19 protein-coding genes are annotated in these 20,037 nt (G+C 55.6%); 4 read left to right on the top strand and 15 right to left on the bottom strand.

The features are described 5' to 3' along the window. Positions 1-126 precede the first annotated feature (126 nt). The 4 genes from hemG to pepQ are packed head-to-tail and all read right to left on the bottom strand — an operon-like array spanning position 127 to position 4,122. A complete protein-coding gene (gene hemG / locus V3W49_RS17220; RefSeq protein ID WP_500147127.1) occupies positions 127-672 on the bottom strand; it encodes a menaquinone-dependent protoporphyrinogen IX dehydrogenase in 546 nt (181 codons plus the stop codon). 12 nt (positions 673-684) lie between these two features. Further along, complete coding sequence (trkH, locus tag V3W49_RS17215) at positions 685-2,136, bottom strand: Trk system potassium transporter TrkH (RefSeq protein ID WP_500147126.1); 1,452 nt, start codon at positions 2,134-2,136, stop codon at positions 685-687. 40 nt (positions 2,137-2,176) lie between these two features. Beyond that, positions 2,177-2,791, bottom strand: a complete 615-nt coding sequence (locus V3W49_RS17210) for an IMPACT family protein (protein WP_500147125.1) — start codon at positions 2,789-2,791, stop codon at positions 2,177-2,179. Then, positions 2,791-4,122, bottom strand: coding sequence for a Xaa-Pro dipeptidase (gene pepQ / locus V3W49_RS17205; RefSeq protein ID WP_500147124.1), 1,332 nt, complete (start codon positions 4,120-4,122; stop codon positions 2,791-2,793). The genes V3W49_RS17210 and pepQ overlap by 1 nt, the downstream gene beginning before the upstream one ends. 188 nt (positions 4,123-4,310) lie before the next feature. Here pepQ and fadB point away from each other — a divergent pair, with 188 nt between their 5' ends. Further along, positions 4,311-6,500 (top strand): fatty acid oxidation complex subunit alpha FadB, encoded by a 2,190-nt coding sequence (fadB, locus tag V3W49_RS17200; RefSeq protein ID WP_500147122.1) that lies wholly within the window; start codon positions 4,311-4,313, stop codon positions 6,498-6,500. 10 nt (positions 6,501-6,510) lie between these two features. Further along, positions 6,511-7,674 carry an acetyl-CoA C-acyltransferase FadA gene (gene fadA / locus V3W49_RS17195; protein ID WP_500147120.1) on the top strand — a complete coding sequence of 388 codons (1,164 nt, stop codon included), beginning with the start codon at positions 6,511-6,513 and terminating at the stop codon, positions 7,672-7,674. 58 nt (positions 7,675-7,732) lie between these two features. Here the strand turns inward: fadA and fre are convergent, their stop codons facing one another. Continuing rightward, positions 7,733-8,434 (bottom strand): NAD(P)H-flavin reductase, encoded by a 702-nt coding sequence (gene fre / locus V3W49_RS17190; protein ID WP_500147118.1) that lies wholly within the window; start codon positions 8,432-8,434, stop codon positions 7,733-7,735. 62 nt (positions 8,435-8,496) lie between these two features. Continuing rightward, positions 8,497-9,966 (bottom strand): 4-hydroxy-3-polyprenylbenzoate decarboxylase, encoded by a 1,470-nt coding sequence (ubiD, locus tag V3W49_RS17185; RefSeq protein WP_500147116.1) that lies wholly within the window; start codon positions 9,964-9,966, stop codon positions 8,497-8,499. A gap of 184 nt (positions 9,967-10,150) precedes the next feature. Here ubiD and rfaH point away from each other — a divergent pair, with 184 nt between their 5' ends. Beyond that, positions 10,151-10,639, top strand: a complete 489-nt coding sequence (gene rfaH / locus V3W49_RS17180; RefSeq protein WP_500147114.1) for a transcription/translation regulatory transformer protein RfaH — start codon at positions 10,151-10,153, stop codon at positions 10,637-10,639. 5 nt (positions 10,640-10,644) lie between these two features. Here rfaH and tatD read toward each other — a convergent pair whose 3' ends face one another. The 9 genes from tatD to udp form a co-directional block, all read right to left on the bottom strand. After that, positions 10,645-11,427, bottom strand: a complete 783-nt coding sequence (gene tatD, locus V3W49_RS17175; RefSeq protein ID WP_500147112.1) for a 3'-5' ssDNA/RNA exonuclease TatD — start codon at positions 11,425-11,427, stop codon at positions 10,645-10,647. A 54-nt stretch (positions 11,428-11,481) separates the two neighbouring features. Next, on the bottom strand, positions 11,482-12,276 hold the full coding sequence (gene tatC, locus V3W49_RS17170; protein WP_500147110.1) for a Sec-independent protein translocase subunit TatC: 795 nt from the start codon (positions 12,274-12,276) through the stop codon (positions 11,482-11,484). Positions 12,277-12,278: 2 nt separating this feature from the next. Continuing rightward, the gene (tatB, locus tag V3W49_RS17165) at positions 12,279-12,803 is read right to left on the bottom strand and encodes a Sec-independent protein translocase protein TatB (RefSeq protein WP_500147108.1); all 525 of its coding nucleotides are present in this window, start codon (positions 12,801-12,803) and stop codon (positions 12,279-12,281) included. A gap of 3 nt (positions 12,804-12,806) precedes the next feature. Further along, a complete protein-coding gene (tatA, locus tag V3W49_RS17160; RefSeq protein ID WP_500147106.1) occupies positions 12,807-13,070 on the bottom strand; it encodes a Sec-independent protein translocase subunit TatA in 264 nt (87 codons plus the stop codon). 70 nt (positions 13,071-13,140) lie between these two features. After that, positions 13,141-14,781 carry a ubiquinone biosynthesis regulatory protein kinase UbiB gene (gene ubiB / locus V3W49_RS17155; protein ID WP_500147105.1) on the bottom strand — a complete coding sequence of 547 codons (1,641 nt, stop codon included), beginning with the start codon at positions 14,779-14,781 and terminating at the stop codon, positions 13,141-13,143. Then, a complete protein-coding gene (ubiJ, locus tag V3W49_RS17150; protein WP_500147104.1) occupies positions 14,778-15,383 on the bottom strand; it encodes a ubiquinone biosynthesis protein UbiJ in 606 nt (201 codons plus the stop codon). The genes ubiB and ubiJ overlap by 4 nt, the downstream gene beginning before the upstream one ends. Before the next feature lie 13 nt (positions 15,384-15,396). Continuing rightward, on the bottom strand, positions 15,397-16,152 hold the full coding sequence (ubiE, locus tag V3W49_RS17145; RefSeq protein WP_500147103.1) for a bifunctional demethylmenaquinone methyltransferase/2-methoxy-6-polyprenyl-1,4-benzoquinol methylase UbiE: 756 nt from the start codon (positions 16,150-16,152) through the stop codon (positions 15,397-15,399). A gap of 91 nt (positions 16,153-16,243) precedes the next feature. Beyond that, positions 16,244-17,656 carry a DNA recombination protein RmuC gene (rmuC, locus tag V3W49_RS17140; protein ID WP_500147135.1) on the bottom strand — a complete coding sequence of 471 codons (1,413 nt, stop codon included), beginning with the start codon at positions 17,654-17,656 and terminating at the stop codon, positions 16,244-16,246. Positions 17,657-17,794: 138 nt separating this feature from the next. Continuing rightward, positions 17,795-18,556: a uridine phosphorylase gene (gene udp, locus V3W49_RS17135; RefSeq protein WP_500147102.1), complete on the bottom strand. Its 762-nt coding sequence runs from the start codon at positions 18,554-18,556 to the stop codon at positions 17,795-17,797. A 268-nt stretch (positions 18,557-18,824) separates the two neighbouring features. Between udp and V3W49_RS17130 the strand changes: the two genes are divergently transcribed. Continuing rightward, a complete protein-coding gene (locus tag V3W49_RS17130; RefSeq protein ID WP_500147100.1) occupies positions 18,825-19,649 on the top strand; it encodes a dienelactone hydrolase family protein in 825 nt (274 codons plus the stop codon). Positions 19,650-20,037 lie beyond the last annotated feature (388 nt).

The raw sequence follows: 20,037 nt of genomic DNA, 5'->3' as shown, positions 1-20,037 counted from the left end.
TGCCAACCCGGCGTGCCGTAAGGCGTTGTTCCGTGTCAGTGGTGGCGCATTATAGGGCCTGAATTCGTGCTGGCAAGGGGTTATCTTAAAAAAAATGCTCACCAGGTTATTTTTCCGCCATTGCGGTTAATTAACCGTCCCGCTGCGCGTTAAGTGAGCAACTTCACGGGCAAAATCAGCCACCTGATTCCAGTCGGTATAGACCACTTCCTTACTGGTATCCGTTTCTCCCCCCGTCATTTTCATAATCAGGCGAATCATAAAGCGATCAAACCAGCGATAGTGTGGATAGCGTAACGCACCGGCGAAGACGGCACTGAGATCCGGTCTCCAGGGTGACGCCAGCAGAAACTTGCGAGTATAGGAGTTAGTTTGTGGAGTTCGCTTTTCCGGCTTACGCGCCACAAGGTTTACGGAAAAAAAAGCGCCCGGTAGCGCATTCAACTGTACGGCATGCTTTTTCACAAAATCTGTCAGCGCCGGATGAAAATGGCCATAGCGAATAGAGGCGCCAATCACAACCCGATCGTACTGCTCCCACGCCAGCGTTTCTACCCGATGCAGATTCTGCAGCTCGGCATCAATGCCATGTTCTTTCAGACCGGAAGCGATGCTTGCCGCAATCTCCCGGGTTTGCCCATCCCTTGTCGAAAACAGAATCAGGGTTTTCACATTTCACTCCGATTATTCGCGCCAGAAAGTTGGCGTAAAAAGTACCAGTAAAGTAAAGACTTCCAGTCGTCCGAAAAGCATGTTGCAAATCAGTATCCACTTAGCCGCCGGGTTCATGGTAGAGAAGTTATCCGCCACCACGCCAAGACCCGGCCCCAGGTTATTCAGCGTCGCTGCCACGGAAGCAAATGCCGAGAAGTCGTCCACACCGGTGGCGATAATTGCCAGCATACTGATCAGAAAGACCAGAGCATAGGCCGAAAAGAACCCCCATACGGCTTCCAGAATACGCTCCGGCAGCGCGCGATTGCCCAGTTTAATGCTGTATACCGCGTTGGGATGCACCAGGCGCTTAAGCTCACGATTTCCCTGTTTAAACAGCAAAAGGATACGAATAACCTTAAGCCCACCACCGGTGGAACCAGCACAACCGCCGATAAAAGCTGAACAGAGTAGTAGTACCGGCAAGAACAGCGGCCAGCGGGCAATGCTGTCGGTGGTGAAGCCCGCCGTGGTCGCCATTGAAACGACCTGGAAGAACGACTGATTCAGCGTCTGCCAGGCCGATTCATAGACATTGTGGAACCACAGCACCAGGGTGCAGATCACCACCAGCGACAGCTGTACGCCAATAAACATCCGAAATTCCGGATCGCGCCAGTAAACCTTCAGGCTTCGACCGCTCAGTAGAGAGAAGTGCAGACCATAGTTACAACCGGAGATCAGCAAAAAGATGGCGATAATGGAGTTGATGGCCGTACTGTCAAAATAGCCCACGCTGGCGTCATGTGTCGAAAAACCACCAATGGCGATGGTCGCAAAACTGTGGCCAATAGCGTCAAAAGCTGGCATTCCAGCAAACCACAGCGCCAAAGCGCAGGCAACCGTCAGCAAAACGTAGATCAGCCACAGCGTTTTGGCTGTCTCGGCAATACGCGGCCGCATTTTATTATCCTTCAGCGGCCCGGGCATCTCCGCACGATAAAGCTGCATGCCCCCAACCCCCAGAATAGGGAGAATCGCCACCGCCAGTACAATGATCCCCATACCACCGAACCACTGAAGCATCTGGCGATAGAAAAGTATCGCATGCGGCAACGAGTCCAGCCCCACCAGCGTGGTCGCCCCCGTAGTGGTCAGTCCGGAGAAAGACTCAAAGAAGGCATCAGTCACCGTCAGATTCGGCCGTTCGGAAAAGATAAAAGGCAGTGCCCCAACGCTACCCAGCACGGTCCAGAACAACACAACAATCAGGAAGCCTTCGCGCGGTTTCAGCTCGCTTTTCTGGTGGCGATGAGGCCACCACAACATCACGCCAATAGCCAGCGCAACAAAAAAGGTCTGCGTAAAGGCACGACCGGCACCATCCCGATAAATCAAAGCCACCAGGCCGGGAAGAAACATCGTTCCTGAAAAGAGGATAACCAACAGGCCAACGATTCGGGTTATGGCACGAAAATGCATTTCAGCCGTTTCCTTTGCAGTCAAAAAATATCAGGAGGGATTATTGTGCAAACGGTAGCAAATGCAACGTACCACGGCTCAGATCGGCCAGTCTTGCTGAAAACTCAGCCACTTTTGCCTGAGGCAGCGCCACCTGAAGCCTGACTTCGGCCTGATAATCGCTGCAAGCCACCACGCCTTCACACTGCTTCAGCAGGGCTTCCACTCCGGCCAGTTGCCCGTAATCACAGTTCAGAAGGTACGTTTGCAACGGCACCCTGCGCGATGTCGTTAACTGACCCAGCGCCAGCTGTACGCCACCACCATAAGCCTTCACCAGACCACCGGTACCAAGCTTAACGCCACCGTAATAACGCACAACCACGGCGGTAATCTCGCCAACGCCGCTGCCCATGAGCTGCGCCAGGATTGGCTTACCCGCCGTACCTGCCGGTTCTCCATCGTCGGAAAAGCCCAACTGCTGAGAATCATCAGGCGCACCGGCGACCCAGGCCCAGCAGTGATGACGGGCGTCAGGATGTTCGGCACGTACCGTCTCAATGAACGCTTTCGCCACCGCCACGCCATCGGTGTGAGCCAACAGCGTGATAAAGCGGCTTTTTTTAATCTCTTCGCTAACAATGACCGGTGCGGCCGGAATCAACCAGCTTTCCATCAAGCCAGCTTCAGATCCCGGGTCATATTTTCGAGGCTGTTTTCATACATCACCACGTTATCCTCAATGCGGATACCACCGTAGGGCTTGAGCGCTTCGATTTTCTGCCAGTTAAAGTGCTTGCTGTACTGCCCTTCACGCCAGGGAGCAAGCAACGAGTCAATAAAGTAGATGCCCGGTTCAATGGTCAACACCATACGCGGCTCCAGGATACGAGTACAGCGCAGCGCGGGATACTGCTCGGGCGGCGCCAAATGGGAACCAGTATCATCCTGCATAAACGCCCCCACATCGTGAACCTGAAGCCCCAGCGGATGACCGATGCCGTGTGGCATAAAAGGGCCGGTCAGATTGGCTTCGACCATCGCTTCTTCGCTGATGTCAGTCACTATCTGATGGTGACGCAAGATCTTCGCCAGGCGCTGATGAAACTGAAGATGGTAATCGGTATAGCGGACACCAACTTTCATGGTGGCGATCAACGCCTGCTGCTCTTCATTGACGTCTTTAATCAGTTGGGCAAAGTCGCTATCGTGATGCGTAGTCCAGGTTCGGGTCAAATCCGCAGCATAACCGTTGTACTCTGCCCCAGCATCCAGCAGGAAGCTACGCATTTCAGCCGGCGCGCTATAATCCAGTCTGGTGTAGTGCAGCACAGCAGCATGCTCATTCAGCGCAACAATATTGCTATAGGGCACATCGATATCACGGTGACCGGTCGCGGTCAGATAGGCCTGGTTAATATCGAATTCACTCATACCAGAAAGGAAGGCTTCTTCGGCTGCCCGGTGTCCCGACACCGCCATTTTCTGGGCTTCACGCATACAGCTGATTTCATAGTCGCTCTTATAGGCGCGATAGTAATGCAGGTAATCAATCACCCCTTTCGGATTAATATTCTCGGCCGGAATCTCCAGTTGCAGCGCACGTTCCGACACCGGGCCCAGGTAAGCGATTTTTTTACGGTTCGCGGGCAACTGGCTACCAATGCCATCTGCTTTTGGTAGCGCCACCAGTTCAACCTCATCAGTCCAGAAGCTATCCGGCAGCGGCTCTACGTTGTGCCAGTAATCCACCGGCAGGTAGAACCAGAGTTTCGGCTTGTTTACACCGTCCACCAGCAGCCAACAGTTCGGCACCTGAGTAACCGGCACCCACGCCTTAAACAGGGGATTCACTTTGAAGGGATAGGGGTGATCGTCGAGAAAGACGTTGAACAGTTCACCCGAATGAATCAGCAGCGCATCAAGATTGAAGCGCGCCAGAACTTTGCGGGCACGCTCCTGCAGCGTTGCCATGTGCTCTTTATATTGTGCGGCCAGCGAATCCATAATTTACCCTTCTGTTTTCGACCATAACCTGCGCATCTTAGCACAGCCGACGTGGCACCGAACCCTTTCCGCCATCCGTGATCTTCACAGCAATTATTTAAACTTAAATTTGCATTTTATTAACACAGCTTCCACACTCCGCTTCATCTGGTACGACCAGATCCCAATGCTGGATTCAGGAGATTGATATGCTTTATCAAGGCGACACCCTGTACCTCGACTGGCTGGATGATGGCATCGCCGAACTGGTCTTTAACGCGCCAGGCTCAGTGAATAAGCTCGACACGGCAACCGTAGCCAGCCTTGGCAAAGCGATTGAAGTGCTTGAAGCGTTGCCGGAACTGCGCGGACTCCTGCTGCGATCCGACAAACAGGCATTCATTGTCGGCGCCGATATCACCGAATTTCTGGGGCTGTTCCGCGCGCCCGCTGAACAGCTCAGCGAATGGCTACGCTATGCGAATTCGATTTTTAATCGACTGGAAGATCTTCTGGTTCCCACCCTCTCTGCTATCAACGGCTATGCCCTCGGCGGCGGATGCGAGTGCGTACTGGCGACCGATTTTCGCATCGGCACACCAGATGTCCGTATTGGCCTGCCGGAAACGCGCCTCGGCATCATGCCCGGTTTTGGCGGCACCGTAAGGCTTCCCCGTCTGCTGGGAGCCGACAGCGCGATGGAGATTATCGCCGCGGGTAAAGAACTGAATGCCAGCGAAGCCCTGAAGCGCGGACTACTGGACGCCATCGTCGAACAGGAAACGCTGTATGAGTCGGCATTAACTACATTGCGCCAGGCCATTAACGGCAAACTGGACTGGCAGGCTAAACGCGCGCGCCGTTTGCAACCTCTTAAACTCAGCCCTATCGAATCAGCCATGAGCTTCGCCACCGCCAAAGCCATGGCGAAACAACAGACCGGCAACCACTATCCGGCGCCGCTCAAAGCGATTGAAACCATTGAAGCGGCGGCTGGTCTGGCGCGTAACGAAGCGCTGGCGCAGGAAACCCGCAACTTCGTCCCACTGGCCCACACCGACGCCGCCCGGGCGCTGGTCGGCATTTTCCTTAACGATCAATATATCAAAGGCAAGGCGAAGCAACTGACTCGCAACGTTGAGCCTCCCCGCCGGGCCGCGGTGCTGGGCGCCGGAATTATGGGCGGCGGTATCGCTTACCAGTGCGCCTGGAAAGGCATTCCGGTATTGATGAAAGATATCAACGACAACGCACTGGTACTGGGGATGAATGAAGCCGGAAAACTGCTGAATAAAAAGCTGGAGCAGGGAAAAATCGACGGCCTGCGACTTTCTGAGGTGGTTTCAACCATTCATCCGACGCTCGATTATAGCGGGTTTGAACGGGTCGACGCCGTGGTTGAAGCGGTGGTGGAAAACCCCAAAGTGAAACGCGCCGTGCTGGCCGAGCTGGAAAATCAGGTCACTGACGATACCGTACTGGCCTCCAATACCTCTACGATACCTGTCTCGCTGCTAGCGGAAAGCCTGCGGCGGCCTGAAAAATTCTGCGGTATGCACTTCTTTAACCCGGTACACCGCATGCCGCTGGTTGAAGTGATTCGCGGCCGTCGAACCTCGGACGATACCATCGCCCGGGTGGTGTCCTGGGCCAGGAAAATGGATAAGACGCCAGTCGTGGTTAACGACTGTCCCGGCTTTTTTGTCAACCGGGTGCTGTTCCCTTACTTTGCCGCCTTCAGCCAGTTACTGCGCGACGGTGCCGATTTCCGGCAGGTTGATAAGGTGATGGAGAAAAAATTCGGCTGGCCGATGGGGCCTGCCCTGCTGCTGGATGTGGTCGGTATCGATACTGCCCATCACGCACAGGCAGTGATGGCTGAAGGCTATCCCGATCGCATGGCGAAATCCGGCCGCGACGCCATCGATCTGTTGTTCGAAGCAGGACGCTACGGCCAGAAGACCGGCCAGGGGTTCTGGCGCTACCAACCAGACCGTAAAGGAAAGCCACGAAAAACACCGGACGAAACCACCGGGCACCTGCTGCGGGAAGTCTGCCAGCCGACGCGCGACTTCAGCGACAGTGAAATTATCGAACGCATGATGATTCCAATGGTGAATGAGGTCGTTCGCTGCCTTGAAGAAGGGATTATCGCCAGCCCGGCGGAAGCCGATATTGCCCTGGTCTACGGTCTGGGATTCCCGCCATTCCACGGCGGCGCCATACGCTGGCTGGATACCCTGGGCAGCGCCCGCTTTCTGGAAATGGCCGAACAGTATCAGCAACTGGGGCCACTCTATACGGTCAGTACAGACATGCAGAAAAAAGCACGCAGCAACGAAACCTGGTATCCCCCCGTCGCCCCGGCTCGTCCGGCAGGCGTCACGACACAAGCCTGAGGAGTCAGAGATGGAAAACGTGGTCATTGTCGACGCTATCCGCACCCCGATGGGCCGCTCCAAAGGGGGAGCTTATCGCCATACGCGAGCGGAAGATTTGTCGGCGCATCTGATGCGCAGCCTGCTGTCGCGCAACCCGGCCCTGGATCAGGAAGCCATAGACGATATTTACTGGGGCTGCGTCCAGCAAACCCTGGAGCAGGGTTTTAATATCGCCCGTAACGCAGCCCTACTGGCGGAGATCCCTGCCAGCGTGCCCGCCGTCACCGTGAACCGGCTATGCGGCTCATCCATGCAGGCTCTGCATGACGCCAGCCGCGCCATTATGACCGGCGATGCCCGGGTTTGTCTGGTGGGCGGCGTAGAGCATATGGGGCACGTTCCCATGAGTCACGGCGTAGACTTTCACCCCGGGCTTAGCCGCACCACGGCAAAAGCCGCCGCAATGATGGGGCTGACCGCAGAGATGCTGGCGCGTATGCATGGCATCAGCCGCGCTATGCAGGACAGCTTTGCGGCCCGCTCGCACAAGCAAGCCTGGGCCGCGACCGAAGCCGGGCTGTTCAGCGATGAAATCATTCCCACCTGGGGTCATGATGCTAACGGCGCGCTGGTCTGTATCACTCAGGACGAGGTGATCCGCCCGGATACCAGCGTCGAAGCCCTGTCCCAGCTGTCCCCGGCTTTCGATCCGATAAACGGCACCGTCACCGCGGGAACTTCATCGGCCCTGTCGGACGGCGCCGCCGCTCTGCTGGTGATGGGCGAATCTTACGCCAAATCGCTGGGAATGACGCCGAAGGTGCGTATTCGGGCGATGGCCGTTGCCGGCTGCGATCCCTCCATTATGGGCTATGGTCCGGTTCCCGCCACTCGCAAGGCACTGAGTAAAGCCGGAATGACGATGGATGATGTCGACCTAGTTGAGATTAACGAAGCCTTCGCCGCGCAGATCCTGCCCTGCATCAGGGACCTGGGACTAATGGAGAAGATCGACGAACGGGTCAACCTGAACGGCGGCGCGATTGCGCTGGGGCACCCGCTGGGCTGCTCCGGCGCCAGGATCACCGCTACGCTGGTTAACCTGATGGCGCAGCGGGGCGCCCGGACGGGTCTTGCCACGATGTGCATCGGGCTGGGCCAGGGGATCGCCACCCTTTTCGAACGCGCATAAAGCGCAAGGGGTTAAACTGTAGTCCTTCCCGCCTGTCAGGGGCGGGTTTTTTGTTGTTTTAAATAAAGGCGAAGGCATCGCCAAAGAGTCTGTCTTCCCGGGCAGCACGCTCGTTACAGAACAGATCCCTGGCGATTTTCGCCATTTCAAAACGCCCCGCAATATAGATATCGTAATCGGTTAACGATCCGTAATCCTGCAACACCGCCGTCAGCACCGTACCGCTACGGCCGTTCCAGCCATCCTCGGGCTGTTCCACCACCGCTTCCACCCGCAGTTTGGGGTGTCTGGCTTCAAGGTCGTGCAGTTCCGGAAGATCGTAGAGATGTTTCGCCTCGCGGCCGCCCCAGTAGATGGTGATATCCCGATCCGGATTGCGGGCCAGCGCAGTCAGCAGTATGGAACGCACATAAGAGAAACCGGTACCGCCAGCGATCAAAATCAGAGGACGGCTTTCATCGTCACGCAGCCAGGCTTCTCCGTGGGGAATATCCACCTCTACTTCTTTCTTTTCCAGGATACGTTCCATCACTGCCATGGCATAGAGATTAAGCTCCGAAGCGCCAATATGCAGTTCAATAAATTCTTGCTCATCCGGCGTGGAAGCCATGGAAAAAGGGCGCTTGTCCCGCTCATCCATCACCACCATCAGATACTGGCCGGCACGAAAGGAGAAGTCGCCCTCGGGCAGCAGTCGCACCCGGTAAACGGTATCCGTAATGGCGTCTACGGAGGTCACTTTACAGCTTAAAATTGTCATGCGCTCCCTCTGTCGGGTCATTAATGCAAAACCTGTGCGGCAGGCACTTATTGCCCCCGCCTTTACTTGAAAATAGCCAGCTCTTCCCAGATAGCGTCGACTCTGGCGGTAACGTCAGGATCCTTTACGATCGGACGTCCCCATTCGCGATCCGTCTCGCCTGGCCATTTATTGGTAGCATCCATGCCCATTTTGGAGCCCAGACCGGATACTGGCGAAGCAAAGTCCAGGTAGTCAATGGGGGTGTTTTCCACCAACACCGTATCACGTGCAGGATCCATTCGCGTTGTTATCGCCCAGATAACGTCGTTCCAGTCACGGGCGTTCACGTCGTCATCGCACACAATAACAAATTTGGTGTACATGAACTGGCGCAGGAAGGACCAGACCCCCATCATCACCCGCTTGGCATGACCGGCATACTGCTTCTTCATCGTGACCACCGCCAGGCGATATGAGCAACCTTCCGGCGGCAGATAAAAGTCCACAATCTCCGGAAACTGCTTTTGCAAAATGGGAACGAAAACCTCATTCAGCGCCACGCCCAGCACCGCAGGTTCATCCGGCGGGCGTCCGGTGTATGTGGAATGATAGATAGCATCTTCGCGACGAGTAACATGCGTCACGGTAAAGACCGGGAAGTTATCCACTTCGTTATAGTAACCGGTGTGATCGCCATACGGGCCTTCCGGCGCCATCTCTCCCGGCTCGATATAGCCTTCCAGAACAATTTCAGCGCTGGCGGGCACTTCCAGATCGTTAGAGACGCACTTCACCACTTCGCTTTTGGTACCGCGCAGCAGCCCGGCGAATGCATATTCGGAAAGCGTATCCGGCACCGGCGTAACGGCGCCCAAAATAGTGGCGGGATCGGCGCCCAATGCCACCGATATCGGGAAGCGCTCTCCGGGATGCGCCGCACACCACTCCTGGAAATCGAGCGCACCGCCACGGTGGGAAAGCCAGCGCATAATCAGCTTGTTTTTGCCCAGCAGTTGCTGACGATAGATCCCCAGATTCTGGCGCGTCTTATGGGGGCCGCGAGTCACCACTAACCCCCAGGTGATTAGCGGCGCTGCGTCTTCCGGCCAGCATTGCATAATGGGAATTTGGGTCAGATCGACCTCATCGCCTTCCTGAATCCGCTGCTGGCAGGGGGCGCCGCGCAGACGCCTGGTGGGCATATTCAGCACCTGCTTAAACTGCGGCAATTTATCGAACAGATCGCGAAAGCCCTTCGGCGGCTCCGGCTCTTTCAGAAAAGCCAGTAGCTTCCCGACTTCGCGCAGCGAAGAGACATCATCCTGTCCCATCCCCATTGCCACGCGCTTCGGCGTACCGAACAGATTGCAGAGAACCGGCATGGTATAGCCCTTCGGATTTTCAAACAGAAGCGCCGGACCACCAGCCCTGAGGGTACGATCGGCAATTTCCGTCATTTCCAGGTGCGGATCGACGGGTAACGTTATACGTTTAAGTTCGCCCTGCTGTTCCAGCAGCGCAAGAAATTCGCGTAGATCGTGGTATTTCATCGTTATTTATTATGCCCGGTTAAGTGCTGCATTATACGGTGTTCATCACCGTGATGCTGTAATTTTGTTAATCCTTCGTGAAATCCTGGTCCCGGTATTGTCCTCGCCCTAAGAATGGGCTTAACTATCACTCCAGGGGCTGTTTTGTTATGCTTTTGCGCCTGTTAACCTGAAAAGAGTCATTATGCGATCCTGGTATTTACTGTACTGCAAACGGGGGCAGCTTTCGCGTGCCAGGGAGCACCTGGAGCGACAGGCTGTTAACTGCCTGACCCCGATGATCACGCTGGAAAAAATCGTGCGTGGTAAACGAACCGCGGTCAGTGAACCCTTGTTTCCAAACTATCTGTTTGTAGAGTTTGACCCTGAGGATATCCATACCACAACGGTTAACTCTACCCGCGGCGTCAGCCATTTCGTGCGTTTTGGTGCGCAACCCGCCACCGTCCCGGAAAAGGTCATCCACCAGTTGCTGAACTACCAGGCGGAAAATATCACCGACCCGGATACGCCATGGCCAGGCGACGCCGTTGTGATTACCGAAGGCGCATTTGAAGGTCTGGAAGCCATCTTCACTGAGCCGGAAGGTGAAACCCGCTCTATCCTGCTGCTCAACCTGCTGAATAAACAGGTACTGCAAAGCGTTAAGAATACCGATTTCCGAAAGGTTTAGTCTCCTCAGAACACCACGCCAAACAGATTACGCACATTCTGGTCGGTAGCCTGCTCAAGCCAGGCGCGATCTTCGCCGCGCCAGTGGGCGACCTGGCTGAGAATATGGGCCAGGAAGGCTGGCTCGTTACGGCGCGAAGCTGGCGTTAGTCTGAGCTCCCTGGGCAACAGCCAGGGGGCATCGGTTTCCAGCAACAGGCGCTGCGCCGGTATCGCCGGCAGCAGCTCCCGCAATGCCAGACCACGCCGTTCATCACAAACCCAGCCGGTAATCCCCAGATACAGACCGCGGTTCAGGCATTCCATCGCTTCTTCGCGTGTACCGGTAAAGCAGTGCAATACCGCCCCCGGCAGCGAATCCAGCCAGGGATCGAGCAGCGCCAGGAAACGCTCGTGGGCGTCCCGACAGTGCATAAAGACCGGCATTTCCAGCTCCACCGCCAGCTGCAGCTGCGCGCTAAAAGCCCGTTCCTGCTCCTGGGGCGTGGAAAAATTACGATTGAAGTCCAGCCCACACTCGCCAATGGCAACCACTTCATCCCGGATAGCCAGGGCGCGTAATCGCGCAGCGCTCTCTTCATTCCAGCTGCTGGCATCATGGGGATGCACTCCCGCCGTTGACCAGCAGCGATGATATTCCTGGGTTAACCGCCAGGCCGCTTCGCTTTCATCCACGCTGGTACCGGTGATAAGCATACCGCGCACGCCAGCTTCGCGCGCACGCTCTACCACGGCTTCACGATCGTCGGCAAACCGGCTGCTGGTCAGGTTAACACCGATATCAAACATGGTTTTTCTCCGTAAAAAAACCGCCCGTATAGGGCGGTTCATTTATATGAATAATTACTGTTTCGGCGCGTCCGTTTCATCGTCGCCGTCCGCTGCCTCGTCACTCTCTTCATCGCTGGCGGAAGGGCGCCGTTTACCAACATAGAAACGGGAGAAAAAGACCCCTATTTCAAACAGGAAGTACATCGGTATCGCCAGCAGCGTCTGCGAGAAAACATCCGGCGGTGTCAGCAGCATCCCGATGACGAAGGCCCCCACCAGAACGTAAGGACGTTTCTTCTTAAGGTCTTCTGGCGTGGTCACACCCATCCAGCACAGCAGCACAATAGCCACCGGCACCTCGAAGGAGACGCCAAAGGCCATAAACAGCGCCATAACGAAGTCCAGGTAGCTGGTGATATCGGTTGAAATCACCACACCGGCCGGTGCGGTTTTGGTTAAGAAACCGAACGCCAGTGGAAAGACCACGAAATAGGCGAACGCCATGCCAAGATAAAACAGCAGCGAGCTGGAAACCAGCAGCGGCACCACCAGGCGACGCTCGTGCTTATAGAGCGCCGGTGCCACAAAGGCCCAGACCTGATAAAGAATAATCGGCGCGGAGAGGATCACCGACACCATGATCGTCAGCTTGATCGGAGTGAAAAACGGCGATGCCACATCGGTCGCGATCATGCTGGCGCCCTGAGGCAGTTGCTTAATCAGCGGATCGGAAACCAGCTGGTAGATATCATTGGCGAAATAGACCAGCGCCAGAAAGATCGCCAGAATGGCGATCAGACAGTTCATTATCCGCTTACGCAGCTCAATCAGGTGAGTGATTAACGGTTGGGTATCTTCAACGGCCATGTTCAGGATTTGTCATTGGTGGATTGAGAAGAGTCGCGGCGCACCGCTGTCGCCTCGGGCTCTGCGGCAGTCGCCGTCCCGGCGTTATCCGCTTCTTGCTCCGCGGTTGGCGACTTCTGCTCTGGGGTGTCGACATGACTTACGGCCTCGCCGGGCGTCGCGTCCGCTGACGACCCTTCGACCACCGGATTATGGATGGTATGGGCCTCGTCGCTCGCCTTTTCCGGATCGTTAGCCGTATAAGAACGCTTCATCGCCTCCGCAGCCTGGCGCAGCTCGTCCATCGACTCCTTTAGTTCCGGCGTCAGGTTGTTCATGCTCGCCTTCTCAACCTTCTTCAGGCTGTCCTGGAGTTCCTGTAACTTAAACTCCTGGGTAAGCTCATTCTGTACGGTGGTCGCCAGAGAACGCAGCGCACGAATCCAGCCGACAACGGTTTTTACCGCTATCGGCAAACGCTGCGGCCCCAGCACCACCAGACCGATGATAAAAACCAGCAGAAGCTCGCTAAAACCAATATCGAACACGGCTTATACCTGATCTTTATGCTGGCTTTTCTCGGTATCCTTGCTGGCCTCTTCAGCCTTGTCAGAGATCGATTTTGCGGTGAAGTCAGCATCCTGCTGATCCTGCTGCGCATTTTTCGCTTTATCGTCGTCGTCGCTCATAGCCTTTTTAAAACCTTTGATGGACGCACCGAGATCGGAACCCAGCGAACTCAGCTTTTTGGTACCGAACAGCAGCACGACGATAACGGCAATGATGATTAATTGCCAGATACTGATACCACCCATAATATTCCTCAATGACTTACGCGTAATGCGCCGAATTATACGACACCTGTACGCTCGATGACGATGTAAATCAGGTGGTACGTCTCCAGCCCGTAAGCCATGCGACGACGCCCCCTGCCATTAACCCTGCGGGAAGCCATTCCCACTCCGGTTTGTTTATCAGCAATAATGTGCCGCTTAATATCAACGTAGCCCCAATGCCCAGCAGATAGCGTGACTGCCCCTGACGAGCCCGGTGGCTTTGAATATCCTGGGCGATTTTATCAACACTGTGCTGCAATTGCTTGCCCTGGCGCAAACTGTCGTACACCAGTTCCGGTAATTGCGGCATTTTTTCCACCCAGAACGGCGCGTTTTCTTTAAATGCCCGCACCAGCGCCGGCAGTCCCACCTGATCTTTCAACCAGGATTCCAGGAAAGGTTTGGCCGTTTTCCAGAGATCGAGCTGTGGATAGAGCTGGCGCCCGACCCCTTCCACGTAGAGCAGCGTCTTCTGCAACAATACCAGCTGCGGCTGCACTTCCATATTAAATCGACGCGCGGTGTTGAAGAGATTAAGCAGCACGTGGCCGAACGAGATCTCAGCCAGCGGCTTCTCAAAAATGGGTTCGCAAACGGTGCGGATAGCGAACTCAAACTCTTCAACATTAGTATCGGCCGGCACCCAGCCGGAATCCACATGCAGTTCCGCAACCTTGCGGTAATCGCGATTAAAGAAGGCGATGAAATTTTCCGCCAGATAACGCTTATCGTCTTTATTCAGCGACCCGACAATGCCAAAGTCGATACCGATATATTGCGGATCCTCTGGACTCTCGTAGCTGACAAAAATATTTCCCGGGTGCATATCGGCATGGAAAAAGCTGTCGCGAAAGACCTGGGTGAAAAAGACCTGAACCCCGCGCTCCGCCAGAAGCTGCATGTTGGTACCATTTTTTTCCAGCGATGGTACGTCAGACACCGACATCCCATAAATGCGCTCCATCACCAGCAGCTCCTGGCTGCAGTAATCGGAATAAATCTCCGGTACGTAGAGCATTGGGCTGTTTTCGAAGTTGCGTCGTAGCTGAATGCCGTTTGCCGCCTCGCGCAGCAGGTTTAATTCGTCGAGCAGCGTCTTTTCATATTCCCGCACCACTTCCATAGGACGCAGGCGTCGACCATCCGGCAACAGGCGCGGCACCCAGCGCGCCAGGCGATAAATAAGCTTCATATCCGCCTTGATCACTGGTCGGATATCCGGACGAATCACCTTGATAATGACCGCTTTTCCGGTCTCTTTCAGTCGCGCGGTATGCACCTGGGCGATAGAGGCTGAAGCCAGTGGCGTAATATCAAACTCATCAAACCAGGTTTCCACCGGTTGACCACCCATCGCTTTTTCAATCAGCTGTTTTGCCTCATGGCCGTCAAAAGGAGCGACCCTGTCCTGCAACAGCGCCAGTTGATCGGCGATATGCGGCGCAAACAGATCGCGGCGGGTCGACAACATCTGACCAAACTTAATCCAAACCGGCCCAAGTTCCTGAAGCGCCAGCCTCAAACGTTCGCCAAGCGGCTTATCTTTATGGCGATTAGGGATCCAGAATACCAACCGACGCCACAGGCGCAGCGGCAACGTGATACGCATTTTGGGAATGAGCTCATCAAGCCCGTAACTCAAAAAGGTTCGGATAATAAAGTAGAGGCGCCGTATTTCTCCAGGCGTCATTTGCCCTCCAGTTGATCCATCCGTTTACTCAACGCATCCACCGCGCGCGCCAGGGCATCTGTTTCTTCGGCAAACCAGGCCACTTCCAGCGGGCCGGGCGCCAGGCGCCACTCTTCGGTCAACGCGTCGGCCAGATAGCGGCGGTCGCGCTCAAGACGTTTTTTCAGGAATTTCGCACCGCCGCGCACAACGCGTCCAACGCCTTCAGCAGCGATATCGCCGATCCAGGGAGCCAGCAATTCTGCAGGATCGAACTCCGCCAGATCCACCAGCGCCACAAAATTCTGAACCACCTGAATATCACCCTGAACCTCCAGCGCGCCGCTCTTAATCAGCGCAGTAAGCTGCTGACGATCGCGTAATTCAGACAACGTACCAGGGCGGGTAATCACCGTACAATCGGCCTCCCCTTCCCAGGCGCCCAGCACATCGATCTGCTGTTCGCTGAAAGAGAGCACCAGCGGCGTGGTAAAACCAGAAAGCTCAATACGCAGCGTCCGCCCCTTCAGGCGCTGACGCGGCGACTTTAACGCATCGCTCCGCCACAGAAAGGTATTCAGTACATTTTCCACCGTAGCGGTGATAATGGGTGTCAGCGGCACGCTCCCCTCCCGTTCAGAACTTGTAGCCACGATGCAGGGCGACGATTCCCGCGGTCAGGTTGTAGTAAGACGTCTTCTCGAAGCCAGCCTCTTCCATCATCGACTTCAGGGTTTCCTGATCCGGATGCATACGAATGGATTCCGCCAGATAGCGGTAGCTGTCGGCATCCTGGGCCACCATTTCACCGATGCGCGGCAGAACATGGAACGAATAAGCGTCGTAGGCTTTGCTAAGCGGATCGATAATCGGTTTGGAAAATTCCAGCACCAGCAGGCGTCCGCCCGGTTTCAGCACCCGGTACATGGAGCGCAGCGCTTTTTCTTTATCGGTAACGTTACGCAGGCCGAAGGAGATGGTGATGCAGTCAAAGGTGTTATCCGGGAACGGCAGCGCTTCAGCATTAGCCTGCACATATTCCACGTTGCCCACCACGCCAAGGTTACGCAGTTTTTCACGACCCATTTTGAGCATGGACTCGTTAATATCTGCCAGCACCACTTCGCCGGTTTCGCCCACAAGGCGCGAGAATTTCGCCGTCAGATCGCCGGTGCCGCCGGCCAGATCCAGCACGCGCTGGCCACGACGAACACCGCTGCAGTCGATGGTGAAACGTTTCCACAAGCGATGGATTCCGAAGGACATCAGATCGTTCATGATGTCATATTTCGCCGCCACGGAGTGGAACACCTGCGCCACCATATCGGCCTTCTGCGCTCTTGCTACCGTGCGGTAGCCAAAGTGTGTCGTTTCTTGTGAATCTTCAGCCATCTCAGAGTCCGCTTAGTCATAAAATATTTGTGGAGTGTAACAGATTGGTCGCCTTTGCCCTACGATTCAACCGCCAGGATGTAAAGGTTCATTACCCTTGCCCGCCCCCGCGCCGCAGGAGATCCGCGTCCGTTTCCGGGGCATTTTCTTCATCTTGCTGAGCCAGCCTGGCGGCGGCATCCTCATCATCCTGAAGCGCGTTAGCCACCAGCTCCGGATTAATCTCGCGTTTGACTTCCACACCCAGCCCGCGAAATGCTTCAGCCTGCACCAGCAGGTTGCCACGACCGCTGGCTAACTTTTTCATCGCCTGGCGATAGTTATCCTGGGCTTTATCCAGACTCTGGCCGATGGCAGACATGTCGTCGACGAACAGACGCATCTTGTCATAAAGCCGCGCGGCGCGTTCGGCAATTTGTTGCGCATTTCGACTCTGGTGCTCATAACGCCACAGATTGGCAATGGTGCGCAGGGCCACCAGCAGCGTGGTGGGGCTAACCAGCATGATATTGTGCTGCAGCGCCTCGCCGATCAACTCTGGTTGCTTCTCGATAGCGGCCAGAAAGGCAGGCTCTATCGGAATAAACATCAGCACATAGTCCAGAGAACGCAGCCCGGGCAGTTGCTGGTAATCCTTACGCCCTAGCTGGCGAATATGGCTGCGAACAGACGCAATATGTTCACTCAGGGCCGCCTCGCGAGTCACCTCGTCTCCGGCATTGAAGCAACGCTCCCAGGCAACCAGAGTCATTTTGGCGTCGATCACCACATCTTTGCCCTGAGGCAGGCGCACAATCACATCCGGCTGCATCCGGCTACGGTTATCAAGCTGAATGTTCACCTGGGTCTGATATTCGTACCCTTCACGCAGTCCGGAAGCTTCCAGCACCCGGGTTAACACCACCTCGCCCCAGTTGCCCTGAATTTTATTATCCCCTTTTAGCGCCCGGGTCAGATTTATCGCCTCCTGAGCCATCTGTGCATTCAGCTGTTGCAGATTACGGATCTCATGGGTCAGCGTATGGCGCTCGCGCGCCTCCTGGCCGAAGCTGTCCTGCACCTGACGACGGAAGCCGTCCAGTTGCTCGCGCAGCGGCGCCAGCAGGCCATGCAGACTCTGGCGATTCTGCTCATCGACCCGACGATTGCTCTGCTCAAAGATGCGGTTGGCCAGATTTTCGAATTGCTCGCTAAGGCGATGTTCGCTGTTGGCCATCTGGCGCACTTTTTCTTCGGCGTTGAGGCGCGTCTCTTCCAGGCGAGTGCTCAGCTCACGCAGGTCGGCCTCCTGCTCGCGGTTAATTTCCATCTGATGACGCAGCTCGCCATTCAGCCGTTCGCACTCTTCACGCCAGTACTCTCCCTGGCTCAGTTGCTGGCGCGCGGCCATCAGCTCGCCATAGATTTCGCGCTGTTCCTCCTGGCTTCGCGCCAGGCGTTGAGCCGTACGCAGGCTGGCAGCCAGCCAGCCCACGGCGGCGCCGGCCAGTACCAGCGCCGCCATCAGTAAAAGAGAGAGATCCAAAGTCGCCTCCTGCCGAACTTATCGGGTCGAGGCTCAATTGTGCTGTACAGATGTCCAGATGAAAAGAGGAAAGGGCAAACAAGCCGGCCACCGCCGGCTTTGCGGGTAACAATAGCCTCACAGTAAACGACGAGCGGCCTCCACCACTATGTTAATGGCGTGGCTTTCGGTCTGCTTCATGGTTTCGGCGTCAGGAATCTCCTGCTGGGTACGGTTGACGATCACTCCTGCCACCATCCCGGCACGCAGCCCCTGGCTGGCGCACATGGTCAGTAGCGTAGCCGATTCCATCTCGTAGTTCATCACACCCATCTGCTGCCACTCTTCCATCGAGCCCTGGAAACGGCGAGTCACCCGCCCCGAGAACGTGTCATAACGCTCCTGCCCCGGATAGAAGGTATCGGATGATGCGGTCACGCCGACATGGGTTTCCACACCCAACGCCTTCGCCGCATCGACCAGCGCCGTGGTGCAGACGAAATCGGCCACTGCCGGATACTCCAGCGGCGCGAAGTGCAGGCTGGCACCATCCAGCCTTACGGACGCGGTCGTCACCAGCACATCACCGACATTGATATGAGGCTGAATGGCGCCGGTGGTGCCCACCCGCAGGAAAGTGCGAATGCCCAACTGCGCCAGCTCTTCCACCGCAATAGAGGTGGACGGGCCGCCGATGCCGGTAGAACAAACAATCACCGCTTTACCGCCCAGTTCCGCTCGCCAGGTAGCGAACTCACGGTGCGCGGCCAGCTTTACCGGATTTTCCATCAGTACGGCGATTTTCTCCACCCGCTCCGGATCGCCAGGCACAATGGCAAGCGTCGCTCCCTGCAGGTCGCTTTTGGTGAGGCCAAGATGGAAAACATCAGACTTTGACATGGCAGACTCCTGGGTCATAGTTGGGTTGCGATTAAATCATAGCTACTCTAACTAACCAGGTGGGTTATTTTCGTGACGTTACTCACTTCAAATGAAACATCTTTCATTGCCATAGAATCATAAAGTGACGCAGCTCACAAACATAAATCCCTCGCCCCCCGCCTGTCTGCTGAATGCCGACTTTTGCCACGCGCGTGCCTTATTGTCTCAGACTATAGTGAATTGATTAGACTAAAAAATAGCTCAAAAAACAGGTACGGAGAATGCCATGACCGACAGCACGACACAGAACAAGCCCGGCGCCGGATTCGCACCGGCGGCGCCCCCCGTCGCGACCACCGCGATCCATACTTCTACGGATGGACTCCATGCTGGCGAAACCTCTATTCCCAGCCAGGGCCAGGAGATGCCCGCATACTTCGCCCGCCCCAAAGAGCCCGCGGATAATCTGCCGGTGGTTATTGTGGTTCAGGAAATTTTTGGCGTACACGAACACATCCGCGACCTGTGCCGCCGCCTGGCCCATGAAGGCTATCTGGCCGTGGCGCCGGAGCTGTACTTCCGTCAGGGCGATCCCAACGACTGGGATGATATTCCCACGCTGTTCAGCGAGCTGGTCAGTAAAGTGCCGGACAGCCAGGTGATGGCCGATCTCGACCATGTCGCCAGTTGGGCGGCGCGACACGGTGGCAACGCCAACCGACTGCTGATGACCGGCTTCTGCTGGGGCGGACGTATCGCCTGGCTGTATGCGGCTCATAATCCGCAGTTGAAAGCAGCGGTGGCCTGGTACGGCCGTCTGGCGGGAGATAAAACCCTGAACTGGCCGAAGCAGCCTGTCGATATCGCAACCGATCTGAATGCGCCGGTGCTGGGTCTGTATGGCGCCCAGGATACCGGTATTCCGCTGGACAGCGTAGAGAGTATGCGCCAGGCGTTGCGCGCAGCCAACGCCAGCGCTGAAATTGTGGTTTATCCCGATGCAGGGCACGCTTTTAACGCCGACTACCGGCCCAGCTACCACAAAGAGTCCGCCGAGGATGGCTGGCGGCGTATGCTGATGTGGTTCGAGCGTTACGGCGCCGATAAGTAGTTTTCTTTATCCCAAACACCGGTTTTTTTGGTGTTTGGGTTTCAGAAAAAGCCTGGTCATTAATATTGATAATCCCGACAATACGCAATCCGTTCTTTATAAGCCTTAGCCAGGCACGAATAATAGTCTGTATAATAGGCATAACTCTCTTTCTCATCTAACAGAGCTGCCGTACGACACTCACCATGAATATAGCTCTGCCAGTGTTTTTTTATATTCTTCATCGAAATGATAAACTCACTGTAATTATGAAAAAGCTCCTGGGATGCAGTTGCTTTTTTATTAATGCTGCATATTTCCCCTCATATTATTTTTCATATTTTTCTGCAAGATAAATCATGCAATTCTGTACCGCAGCCGACATGGGCTTCCGATAACAACTATCAAG

The sequence above is a fragment of the Rosenbergiella sp. YN46 genome (assembly GCF_036620675.1).
Classification (GTDB): Bacteria; Pseudomonadota; Gammaproteobacteria; order Enterobacterales; family Enterobacteriaceae; genus Jejubacter.
This window is presented reverse-complemented; position numbering and strand designations above follow the sequence as displayed.

Excerpts from the sequence above, each read along its gene's own strand:
- trkH (WP_500147126.1), bottom strand. The coding sequence starts at position 2,136 with ATGCATTTTCGTGCCATAACCCGAATCGTTGGCCTGTTGGTTATCCTC.
- V3W49_RS17210 (WP_500147125.1), bottom strand. The coding sequence starts at position 2,791 with ATGGAAAGCTGGTTGATTCCGGCCGCACCGGTCATTGTTAGCGAAGAG.
- pepQ (WP_500147124.1), bottom strand. The coding sequence starts at position 4,122 with ATGGATTCGCTGGCCGCACAATATAAAGAGCACATGGCAACGCTGCAG.
- fadB (WP_500147122.1), top strand. The coding sequence starts at position 4,311 with ATGCTTTATCAAGGCGACACCCTGTACCTCGACTGGCTGGATGATGGC.
- fadA (WP_500147120.1), top strand. The coding sequence starts at position 6,511 with ATGGAAAACGTGGTCATTGTCGACGCTATCCGCACCCCGATGGGCCGC.
- fre (WP_500147118.1), bottom strand. The coding sequence starts at position 8,434 with ATGACAATTTTAAGCTGTAAAGTGACCTCCGTAGACGCCATTACGGAT.
- ubiD (WP_500147116.1), bottom strand. The coding sequence starts at position 9,966 with ATGAAATACCACGATCTACGCGAATTTCTTGCGCTGCTGGAACAGCAG.
- rfaH (WP_500147114.1), top strand. The coding sequence starts at position 10,151 with ATGCGATCCTGGTATTTACTGTACTGCAAACGGGGGCAGCTTTCGCGT.
- tatD (WP_500147112.1), bottom strand. The coding sequence starts at position 11,427 with ATGTTTGATATCGGTGTTAACCTGACCAGCAGCCGGTTTGCCGACGAT.
- tatC (WP_500147110.1), bottom strand. The coding sequence starts at position 12,276 with ATGGCCGTTGAAGATACCCAACCGTTAATCACTCACCTGATTGAGCTG.
- tatA (WP_500147106.1), bottom strand. The coding sequence starts at position 13,070 with ATGGGTGGTATCAGTATCTGGCAATTAATCATCATTGCCGTTATCGTC.
- ubiB (WP_500147105.1), bottom strand. The coding sequence starts at position 14,781 with ATGACGCCTGGAGAAATACGGCGCCTCTACTTTATTATCCGAACCTTT.
- ubiE (WP_500147103.1), bottom strand. The coding sequence starts at position 16,152 with ATGGCTGAAGATTCACAAGAAACGACACACTTTGGCTACCGCACGGTA.
- rmuC (WP_500147135.1), bottom strand. The coding sequence starts at position 17,656 with ATGGCGGCGCTGGTACTGGCCGGCGCCGCCGTGGGCTGGCTGGCTGCC.
- udp (WP_500147102.1), bottom strand. The coding sequence starts at position 18,556 with ATGTCAAAGTCTGATGTTTTCCATCTTGGCCTCACCAAAAGCGACCTG.
- V3W49_RS17130 (WP_500147100.1), top strand. The coding sequence starts at position 18,825 with ATGACCGACAGCACGACACAGAACAAGCCCGGCGCCGGATTCGCACCG.